Origin of the sequence: Planktothrix sp. FACHB-1355 (assembly GCF_014748295.1) — a bacterium.
GTDB classification, from domain to species: Bacteria; Cyanobacteriota; Cyanobacteriia; order Cyanobacteriales; family Aerosakkonemataceae; genus Aerosakkonema; species Aerosakkonema funiforme_A.
In genome coordinates this window covers 1-9,563 of sequence record NZ_JACJUP010000130.1, presented here as the reverse complement: position 1 = coordinate 9,563, position 9,563 = coordinate 1, and the positions used below count along the sequence as shown (strand labels likewise).

General features: G+C 41.7%; 11 protein-coding genes and 1 riboswitch. Of the genes, 4 read left to right on the top strand and 7 right to left on the bottom strand.

What is annotated here, in order from left to right; translation table 11 throughout:
- Positions 1–173 precede the first annotated feature (173 nt).
- The 4 genes from H6S82_RS08585 to H6S82_RS08570 form a co-directional block, all read right to left on the bottom strand.
- Entirely contained in the window at positions 174–761 is a 588-nt protein-coding gene (locus H6S82_RS08585; RefSeq protein WP_190466236.1) for a hypothetical protein, read from the bottom strand.
- Between the two features lie 169 nt (positions 762–930).
- Positions 931–2,505, bottom strand: a complete 1,575-nt coding sequence (locus H6S82_RS08580) for a diguanylate cyclase (protein ID WP_190466233.1) — start codon at positions 2,503–2,505, stop codon at positions 931–933.
- A 238-nt stretch (positions 2,506–2,743) separates the two neighbouring features.
- A complete protein-coding gene (locus H6S82_RS08575; RefSeq protein ID WP_190466230.1) occupies positions 2,744–2,890 on the bottom strand; it encodes a hypothetical protein in 147 nt (48 codons plus the stop codon).
- A 202-nt stretch (positions 2,891–3,092) separates the two neighbouring features.
- Positions 3,093–3,488: a hypothetical protein gene (locus H6S82_RS08570; RefSeq protein ID WP_190466227.1), complete on the bottom strand. Its 396-nt coding sequence runs from the start codon at positions 3,486–3,488 to the stop codon at positions 3,093–3,095.
- 391 nt (positions 3,489–3,879) lie between these two features.
- A riboswitch (TPP riboswitch) is annotated at positions 3,880–3,976 on the top strand.
- A 7-nt stretch (positions 3,977–3,983) separates the two neighbouring features.
- On the opposite strand from H6S82_RS08570, the gene thiC reads away from it, so the two are divergent.
- From thiC to H6S82_RS08555, 3 genes are read left to right on the top strand one after another with little or no spacing between them, the layout of a single operon-like run.
- Positions 3,984–5,357 (top strand): phosphomethylpyrimidine synthase, encoded by a 1,374-nt coding sequence (thiC, locus tag H6S82_RS08565; protein ID WP_190466224.1) that lies wholly within the window; start codon positions 3,984–3,986, stop codon positions 5,355–5,357.
- 49 nt (positions 5,358–5,406) lie between these two features.
- Entirely contained in the window at positions 5,407–5,916 is a 510-nt protein-coding gene (locus tag H6S82_RS08560) for a hypothetical protein (RefSeq protein WP_190466221.1), read from the top strand.
- A gap of 2 nt (positions 5,917–5,918) precedes the next feature.
- Positions 5,919–6,776, top strand: coding sequence for an alpha/beta fold hydrolase (locus tag H6S82_RS08555; protein WP_190466218.1), 858 nt, complete (start codon positions 5,919–5,921; stop codon positions 6,774–6,776).
- Between the two features lie 153 nt (positions 6,777–6,929).
- Here the strand turns inward: H6S82_RS08555 and H6S82_RS08550 are convergent, their stop codons facing one another.
- From H6S82_RS08550 to pyrE, 3 genes are all read right to left on the bottom strand, one after another.
- Positions 6,930–7,343, bottom strand: a complete 414-nt coding sequence (locus H6S82_RS08550; protein ID WP_190466215.1) for a hypothetical protein — start codon at positions 7,341–7,343, stop codon at positions 6,930–6,932.
- A gap of 86 nt (positions 7,344–7,429) precedes the next feature.
- Positions 7,430–7,801, bottom strand: coding sequence for a hypothetical protein (locus H6S82_RS08545; RefSeq protein WP_190466212.1), 372 nt, complete (start codon positions 7,799–7,801; stop codon positions 7,430–7,432).
- A 159-nt stretch (positions 7,802–7,960) separates the two neighbouring features.
- Positions 7,961–8,581, bottom strand: a complete 621-nt coding sequence (pyrE, locus tag H6S82_RS08540; protein WP_190466209.1) for an orotate phosphoribosyltransferase — start codon at positions 8,579–8,581, stop codon at positions 7,961–7,963.
- 82 nt (positions 8,582–8,663) lie between these two features.
- Here pyrE and H6S82_RS08535 point away from each other — a divergent pair, with 82 nt between their 5' ends.
- Entirely contained in the window at positions 8,664–9,113 is a 450-nt protein-coding gene (locus H6S82_RS08535; protein WP_190466207.1) for a hypothetical protein, read from the top strand.
- Positions 9,114–9,563: the final 450 nt, after the last annotated feature.

The following is a 9,563-nucleotide window of genomic DNA, read 5'->3' as shown; positions in this document are numbered from 1 at the left end:
ATGACGCGGAGAAAGGCAGGTTGCATCAGTAGTTCGGCTTGCTGCCATGCCACCATGTTAGTAATTTTGGGCTTCATGGGCTTCAAGTAGTGAGAAAATTGGTTTGACTTTGATAATCCCACGCCACAAGTCATAGAATTTCAAATTCAACAAGTCTACTTAAAACCTTACCGCTATTTTCTCAGCGGTGGTGGCTCGGGGACGTTGAGACGCTGTGGCTCAGATCTATTCAGGCGCTCCGGCTGAGGGATACGCTCCAGGGAAGCTTTAAAAAAATAAACCCGGCTACAGTATTCAGAAGAACTAGAGCAGATGGTTTCTATCGAAACATTGCTAACACCGACAACATTGAATAACAAAGAGGCTGTCTGCGCCGCTGTCACCGTTCGAGTAGCAACTTGCCGCCCATCCAAGTAAATATTGACAGTGTTGGGAGGACTGGTTGTATCTCGGTCCAGCATACCAAATTCCAGCTGAAGAGTTTGAAATTTGGGTTCGGAATTTTCTGGTCTGATTCTACAAGTAACAGCGGCAGAGCCATTACTCGGACTCAGATTCATCAAACTTTTATAGACCGCTCTGCCAATAGCAACATCTTCCCTATCCGGACGCCAGCGACCGGGGCCACTACCAACGCAAGTAGTCTTTACAAGAGAAACAGGGTTTTCGCTCCCCTGTACAACTTGTCCCCCTATGATTGCCACAGTCAAGGATAGCATTGCGCCAGCGATGACTTTACCGATCGACTTGGTTGTTTGCATAAGTAGATTTTCAAGCTAACAGGTAAAAATCCTTACCTATGATATCCAATTGCTCGCGCCAGAAGAGGTTAATTTTCAAAATTACAAGCTAATGAGCTTAAAATCAGAGCTGAAGCCCCGATCGGCTTTGATTTGCTGTTCGCCGCAGATTCCTCGATATCCCTAATTCTTAATGCGAGCAGCGGCAGTCTTCCAGCCCTATTATATAAGTGCGATCGCGACCCTGCTTTTTCGCTTTATAGAGAGCTTTATCAGCCGCAACTACTAGCTTTGCAGGCGAAGATACATCACTGGGAACCGTGCTAGCAACCCCCAAACTAAGAGTAACGTACTGGCGGATTGGGGATCTGGTATGACTGATTTTCAACGCTTTTACTCTTCTGCGGATTTGTTCGGCTAAGTAAAACGCATCCCTTGGCTTTGTGTTTGGCAAAATTACCGCCAATTCTTCTCCCCCGTAACGAGCTACCAAAGCACCCGGACGATTCACCGCTGCTTGAATAGCTTGGGCGATTTGCTGCAAACAGAAGTCTCCTGCTAGATGTCCGTAAGTGTCATTGTAAAGTTTAAAAAAATCGACATCGCAAAGAATTAAAGACAAAGGCAATGCGCTCTTACAAAAGTTGAATTCGTCAGATTCTTCTATTTGCAAACGCCGCCATTCTTGATTTAGGTAAGCATTAAATCGACGGCGATTTGCTAGCTGCGTCAGGCTATCTAAATTGGCAATGCGACGCAATTTTCGATTTGCCATCTTCAATTCTTCGTAAAGTTGAGCTTGTTGAATAGCTATTCCCACTTGCGTAACAAATTGCTTGAGTAAATCTATTTCTACTTGCTGCCACTGTCGCGAGCGCGAACACTGAAGAGCGATCAGCAATCCCCATAATTCTTCTCCCTGCCGGATCGTAACTACTAAGTCTGATTTGACTTGAAAACGAGTTAATAAGTCAACATAGCAACGGTTAAATTCACCTGGATAAATATTTTTTATGTCTTTATCCTCTCTTTCTCTATAAAAATTGAATAAGTTTTCTGTAATGTAGGAATCTATACTTGCGTTTTCTAAAACAGATGTCCATTCTGGGCTAACAGATTCTACAGCTACAAATCCGCTGTGCTTAGATTTAAATTGGTAGATAATCACGCGATCCGTTTGGAGAAACTGCCGTACTTCATTTACAGTTGTATTGAGAATTTCTTCTAAGTTCAAAGATTTACGGATACGCTCTTGCATAGAAGCAATCAACCGCTCTGTCTCCATCTGCTTTTGCAGGCGTACATTTTGCTCTTCCAGTTGCTTTTGCAGGTTCTGGATAGTTAGGTGGGTTGTAACTCTAGCTAAAAGTTCTGCTGGCAGTATGGGTTTTGTAATATAATCAACCGCTCCAAGTTTAAAGCTTTTAATTTTGCATTCCGTTTCTGCTTTTTCAGTCATCAAGACCACAGAGATGTTTTTAGTAAGTTTATTTAATTTTAACTGACGACAAGTTTCAAAGCCGTCAATAATTGGTGATGTTGTATCCAAAAGTATAAGATTTGGTTGGTAATATTCGGCTTGATAAATAGCTGTTTCGCTATTGGTCGCAAACAATAGCTTAAAATCTAAATTGATGAGAATTTCGCGCAAAAATTCTAAATTACTAATAGCATCGTCGATAATTAAAATCGTATTTTTATTAGCCTGACAAATGCTAAGTTCGATTTGAAGTTGATGATTGGGGATTTGAGGTTGTTCTAGCATATGACCGCAGTAAGAATCAGGAATAAGTAAATTATTCCTTGTTTTCCTAGTTCGCTGCGTGATTGGCTACCTTAAGCTTTTGTGAACATTACGTATAAATCCGGTGCTTTTAAACTGTATTTCTATGTGAGTTTGTCCTTATAATGCTTGTGATCTAGGTCACAAGCCTCTCCGACTCCCAAGTAAAAGCAGCTTGACTGCAAGGTTACGATCGATACTGCAAACCCAGGTTAGACGATTAGGTGCGATCGCCTTCAGTAGCACAACAGACTAGGCTATGGCAAGCGATCGTCGATAAATGTAACCCTCTGGCGGGGCGTTGGCAGAGTTTGGTGTTTGGTGTAGTGCGATCGATCTGGCTTTTGAACTTTATAATAAAGCTCATAAACTCAAAATCAGCAAAGCAGAAAGACAGCTGTTAACAGATGATGAGTTTGCACGGTTTCAAGAAATATTCAAATGACTTTAGAAGAAATGAATTTAGAATAAAATCTAGAAATAGATATAAGAATGAGGTTGCCTGAGCGGCAACCCCATATTATCAACCCATATTACTTACCAGAATTAACCCTCATCCAGCGCAAAGATTACCCTGCTAAAGACACTGTATTTGTGAATGCGCTAGCAGCAACAGGTATAATTTGAATGCTACAGCGGATCTCATCAGCATCTCCTGTCGTTGGATCTTCTTGCAGATCTTTTCTCAGTGCCTTGGCTGTACGTGTCCGGGAAACAGCAACTCCTGCACCCGGTATGGTTATGTCTTGAGTTGGTAGAATATTGCTTACCAAAACTTGATCTACTGGACTAGGCGCATCTACTCCCAATACCTGGATGACTTCTTGGAATTTAAACCCATCTGTCTGTAAAATAACTTCATTGGCAGTGAAAGTTACATTGTATTTAACTTCAATTTTTACCTTTTGTTGACCGCCCTCAGTAAATGGAGTTAAAGTTAGGGTTGGACTAGCAATAGTTGCCACAATAATTCTCCCTTTGTTTGACTATCAATGAGTTAATCGAATTGTTACAACAGCATATTCCTCCAAGTAAATTACCTATCCGGATATTTCGCTCTGTAAATTAGAAGTTGTCCAAACTTGTTTTTGAGCCGTGCCGTTCCAAAACTCACACGAGTATTGCAGAATACCAATTTTCGTGGCAGCAATACATAACTGCTAAAAAAAATAAAAAGGAAAAATATGGCATTTTCCATCAAGAAATTTACAGCCTAAAATTACTTTATAGCGATCGCAGATTTTCAAGCACAGCGATTCCGCCACGAATATACCGTTACCGTTACTTTTTCGCAAACACACCCATTAAGATTTTCATACTTGCTTCTATGTAACCCAAACGGATGCTACAATCAACAGCCATAGCTAGGGGTGCCCCTCAAACCGGGCTGAGAACAAACCCTTTGCACCTGAGTCCGGGTAATACCGGCGGAGGGAAGCTGTTTATTCGAGGAAATTAATATGCGTACCGAATGGGTAGCGAAGCGTCGCGGGCAAAGTAACGTTTCTCAAATGCACTACGCCCGCCAAGGCGTTATCACTGAAGAAATGCAACACGTCGCCCTACGGGAAAATCTCCCAGCTGACTTGATTCGCGACGAAGTGGCACGGGGACGAATGATTATCCCCGCCAATATCAATCACACTAACTTAGAGCCCATGTGCATCGGCATCGCCTCTAAGTGTAAAGTTAACGCCAACATCGGCGCTTCCCCCAACTCCTCCGGTATTGAGGAAGAACTGACTAAACTGAAACAAGCGGTGAAATACGGTGCCGATACCGTGATGGACTTATCCACCGGCGGCGGTAATTTGGATGAAATTCGCACTGCCATTATCAACGCTTCCCCAGTTCCCATCGGTACTGTTCCGATTTACCAAGCATTAGAAAGCGTTCACGGCAAAATGGAAAATTTGACGCCGGATGACTTTCTGCACATCATCGAAAAGCACGCCCAACAAGGCGTAGATTACATGACGATTCACGCGGGTATTCTAATTGAATACTTGCCTTTGGTGAAAAGTCGCATTACCGGAATAGTTTCTCGCGGTGGCGGTATCATCGCCCGGTGGATGCTGCATCACCACAAACAAAATCCTCTCTACACCCACTTCGCAGATATCATCGAAATCTTCAAGAAATACGATGTTTCTTTCAGTTTAGGCGATTCTCTCCGTCCCGGTTGCACTCACGATGCTTCGGATGCTGCCCAACTTGCGGAATTGAAAACTCTGGGCAAACTCACCCGCAAAGCTTGGGAACATAACGTACAGGTGATGGTGGAAGGGCCAGGTCACGTACCGATGGATCAAATTGAATTTAATGTCAAGAAGCAAATGGAAGAGTGTTCGGAAGCACCTTTCTACGTGCTGGGGCCATTGGTAACAGATATTGCTCCCGGTTACGACCATATCACTTCTGCGATCGGTGCGGCGATGGCTGGTTGGTACGGTACGGCGATGCTGTGCTATGTAACACCAAAAGAACACTTAGGTTTGCCGAATGCAGAAGACGTGCGAAATGGGTTAATTGCTTATAAAATAGCTGCCCATGCTGCCGATATTGCCCGCCGTCGTCCGGGCGCACGCGATCGCGATGATGAACTCTCCAAAGCGCGTTACAATTTCGATTGGAACCGCCAATTCGAGTTAGCATTAGATCCCGATCGAGCCAAAGAATATCACGACGAAACTCTCCCAGCAGATATCTACAAAACCGCTGAATTCTGCTCGATGTGCGGCCCGAAATTCTGCCCGATGCAGACAAAAGTTGACGCCGAAGCATTAGAAGAATTGGAGAAGTTTTTGGCTAAAGAGCCAGTAGTTCAAGGTTAATATAGTAGGGTGGGCATTGCCCACCTTAACTACTAAGGATATCTTAAAAATGAGTTTACAATCAAAAATCAAAACTACTCCAAATTGTGCTGTATTTTGCCGTAATTATCAACAACATCTTGAAGATGCCAGTAACAAAAACCCTGAAGAACGGATTACTTTTCGTTCCTATTTAAAATGGACATCTGCTGAATTAGCTGTAAAAACTCACGGACACCGCAAAATTTATTTTGCTTTAGGTGAAGATAGTTTGGTTAGATATGAGGCTATTTTAGAGTTAGTTGAACTAGATCCAAAACCAAACACTCATCTGACAAATAACCTACTTGAAAAATGCCTACCATCAACTCAAAATGAAGGTTTGTGGGAGAAAGAAAATGGAGAAATAGGAGTAAAAACATTATATGTTATTTCTCATTGTCACAAATTACCTGAACCTTTCCCACAAACTAAGTTAATCAAACTTTCAGATAATCGTCCCATTGATGAAAACTTTATTCGCAGTTATGTTCTAGTATACGAGTATAATAGTGGCATCGCTTACCCCGCTGTTGAGTAAATATGCGAAAATCTCAACGAAAACTTTTTTTCAAAATATGCTCAACTTTATTCATTGTTTATACGTTAATTTGCGTTATCCTATTCTTTGTACAGCCACGCTTGATTTTCCTACCAACACATAATTTTCAGAAAACTCCTGACTTCTACAAGATAAATTACAAAAATATTTATTTACCAGTACCTAAAAATTTAGGTGGCGGTGAAATTCACGGTTGGTGGATACAAGCTAAAAAATCAAACTTAGGAACTTTACTTTATTTACACGGCAGAGGATTAAATATTGGTTCTAACATTAACCAAGCTTATCGCTTTCAGCAATTAGGTTTTTCAGTTTTCTTAATTGATTACCGAGGATACGGCAAAAGCAAAGGTAATTTCCCAACAGAATCACAATTATATCAAGATGCAGAAATAGCTTGGAATTATCTCGTAAATCAGCAAAAAATTCCTAGCGATCGCATTTTTATTTACGGTCATTCATTAGGAAGCGCAGTTGCTATTGATTTAGCTATAAAACACCCAGAAGCAGCGGGATTAATCGTCCAAAGCTCCTTCACTTCTATGGCAAATCAAATCGCCCGTTACCCTTACTTTCGGATATTTCCAATCTCGTTACTTTTAACTAATCGCTTTGACTCTATTAAGAAAGTTAAATCTTTACGAATACCTGCCTTATTCGTTCATGGTGTTGACGATCCCATGATTCCTTATACAATGAGCGAAAAACTTTATAAAGCTGCATCTTATCGCAAACAATTGCTGTTAGTTCCAGGTGCAAAACACAACAACGGAGATTTATTTTTTAATAATAATCAATACCGTAGAGCTATTCGTGATTTTGCTAATTTATCTCTATAATTACGCTGAAAATTATTATGTATTCCATCAGTAAAGCTTAACATCAGATAATCCTGGGATATAAATTTATCACTTCAATGTTTAATATTTGTAGCAGTAATCATAGTATTTTACCTTACTTATTGGTTAGCTATAGCAAACACTTCACGACGTTTATTCCTGACTTTCCCCATTATTACGATCGACTTTTCTAGTTAAATAACGCACTTCCTCCAATAATGTATAAAACCGGCGATTGCTTTCCTCTTTCCACTCTGCTATTTCAGCTTTTCTAGCTTCATTCTCTTGCTGTTGCTGCGCTGCTACCTGTAACAATGCTTGCGCTGTAATTCTCAGCCCATCTATGCTATCTCGAACTTCAGAAACACTTTCTCTGACTTCAGAAAAACTTTCTCTTAGTTCCGAGATACTTTCTCGCATTTCCGAGATACTTTCTCGCATTTCCGAGATACTTTCTCGCATTTCCGAAACGCTTTCTCTTAGTTCCGAAACATCAGTAGCTAAACTGTCCAGCATTTCATCTGTCCATCTAACCCTTCTGTTTTCATTATTTGGAGTTGGTGTCATAAATATTTTCTCCTCCAATTCCCACCTGACTGACTCCATCGAAATTATTTAATTATCTTCCCATCTTCCACACTACTTTACCACTTTCATTGCTGACTTTCCCCATTATTACGATCGCCTCTTCTATTCAAATAACGCACTTCATCTAGTAACGTATAGAAACGGCGATCGCTTTCTCGTTTCCACTCTTCCAATTCGTTAAAACGGCGGTCATTTTCTTGTTTCCACGCTGCTAATTCAGCTTTTCTAGCTTCATTTTCTTGCTGTTGCTGCGCTGCTAATTGTAACAAAGCCTGCGCTGTAATCCTCACACCATCTACGCTATCTTTTAGTTCCGAAACGCCTTCTTTTAGTTCCGAAACAGTTTCTTTTAGTTCCGAAACATCTGAGGCTAATTTGTCCAGCATTTCATCTGTCCATCTCACCCTTTTGTTTTCATTATCTGGTGTTTGTGCCATTACTATTTTTTCCTGAAAATTCTACTTTACGCTTTCTTATTTAAATTATACAATTATATACTATCATCAACACTACTTTATCACCTGCATTACTATAAATATCCTCATCTAGCCGTGCCTTTCAAATCACGGCTAGAATTAGCAATTTCCAACTTTAGTTTAAACTTTCAATTGCTTATATCTCTCCTGAATCTCCCCGATCGCAAACACCGCCTCAAACTTCAACCCAACAGATTGGTATAACTCAGCACCACCCTGTTTTCTATCCACCAGCGAAATCACTTCCTCAACCACATATCCCGCATCTCGCAGTCGCTCAACTGCCTTCAGCGCCGAACCGCCAGTCGTCACCACATCTTCCAAAACCACCACTTTTGCACCTTGCGGTAATTCCGGGCCTTCGATGTATGCTTTCGTACCGTGTCCTTTGGCTTCTTTGCGGATAATCAAAGCCGGAATTGGACGATTTTCATAAGCAGAAACTACACTGACGGCAGAGACGATCGGATCTGCACCCAAAGTCAAACCTGCTACTGCCTCAGTATCCGTAGGTAACATCGATAACAAAATACGTCCGATCGCCAAAGCTCCGTGAGGATGCAGCGTTACCAATTTACCATTAATGTAATAAGTGCTACGCTGACCGGAAGAGAGAAGAAAATCGCCTTCTTTATAAGCCAGTTGGCAGAATAAATCTAGAAGTTGCTGGCGCAGCGTCGAGAGATCCGAAGTCACCGAAATAACAGCTAAATCGCCTGACTGTTTGATTCCACTGGTCATTACAGTTGATAATTAGAAAGAGCCAACAACGATCTTAGACCCAAAGATAGGTTAATATTTGGGAAAAGTGAGGGTGAAAGTTATGAGTATACGGCGTAGCGGTCTTATAGGTGCTGCGATGGTGAGTACCTTTTGTACCCTGTTTGCGTTTGCTTCTCAGGCAAATGCAGAACCCTTAAACCCACGCAGAACATACATCAGTCCAAGAAGTTACGGTATTGATGAATTATTCGATCGCACTTTCTTCAGCCACGATAGAGAAGCTTTCAGAAATCGTTCTATTGAACGGCAGTTAAATTTGCTTTTCGGCCCTTATGTGGAAAATGAAATTAACAGCGATGCTAAAGCAATTCACCAACTATACAAGAATGTCCTAAGAGAACAGACATCGAGCGATCCGTACCTTCGCACTCCAGATTTGCCTAATCCCTATAATAGTTCCTTGCTTCAACTACCTTCTTTCAATTCCTATAAAGGAAACACCTCGGTTCCCGGCACAGAGTTTATCTACCAGGAACAGCCGCCGCGCTAGGGTTTCGCTCAATTTTTTGTCGGTGAGAAGAAATCGGGTTTCTTTGGGTGGCTCTCCCGTTTTTGTGGTGATAATACAAACTTATCTAATCGTAGGGTGGGTTAGGCACGGGCGATAAGTAGGGGCGGGGTCACCCCGCCCCTACATTCGATCGATAATTTAGTTCTCGTGCCGTCACCCACCATCGAACTCAACTGTAACAGAACAAGCATTTTTTCCCATAAATCCGCAAGAGCCGTTGCGATAAACCAGGAGAAACCCGGTTTATGAGGATTATTTCCCCGCTCCGATAAGCTCAGATAATCTCGGATACAGTGCGATTTAGTGCGATCGCACTAATATGAAAGCGAATCAATCGATTTTAGGGGATCGGAAACGCCTATTTTAGCAATGAGAGCGAAACGGCAAAAACCTCTTGAGGTGAAATAATATAGCCGCCTTATGTCCAAA

Excerpts from the sequence above, each read along its gene's own strand:
- H6S82_RS08585 (WP_190466236.1), bottom strand. The coding sequence starts at position 761 with ATGCAAACAACCAAGTCGATCGGTAAAGTCATCGCTGGCGCAATGCTA.
- H6S82_RS08580 (WP_190466233.1), bottom strand. The coding sequence starts at position 2,505 with ATGCTAGAACAACCTCAAATCCCCAATCATCAACTTCAAATCGAACTT.
- H6S82_RS08575 (WP_190466230.1), bottom strand. The coding sequence starts at position 2,890 with ATGAGCTTTATTATAAAGTTCAAAAGCCAGATCGATCGCACTACACCA.
- thiC (WP_190466224.1), top strand. The coding sequence starts at position 3,984 with ATGCGTACCGAATGGGTAGCGAAGCGTCGCGGGCAAAGTAACGTTTCT.
- H6S82_RS08560 (WP_190466221.1), top strand. The coding sequence starts at position 5,407 with ATGAGTTTACAATCAAAAATCAAAACTACTCCAAATTGTGCTGTATTT.
- H6S82_RS08555 (WP_190466218.1), top strand. The coding sequence starts at position 5,919 with ATGCGAAAATCTCAACGAAAACTTTTTTTCAAAATATGCTCAACTTTA.
- H6S82_RS08550 (WP_190466215.1), bottom strand. The coding sequence starts at position 7,343 with ATGACACCAACTCCAAATAATGAAAACAGAAGGGTTAGATGGACAGAT.
- H6S82_RS08545 (WP_190466212.1), bottom strand. The coding sequence starts at position 7,801 with ATGGCACAAACACCAGATAATGAAAACAAAAGGGTGAGATGGACAGAT.
- pyrE (WP_190466209.1), bottom strand. The coding sequence starts at position 8,581 with ATGACCAGTGGAATCAAACAGTCAGGCGATTTAGCTGTTATTTCGGTG.
- H6S82_RS08535 (WP_190466207.1), top strand. The coding sequence starts at position 8,664 with ATGAGTATACGGCGTAGCGGTCTTATAGGTGCTGCGATGGTGAGTACC.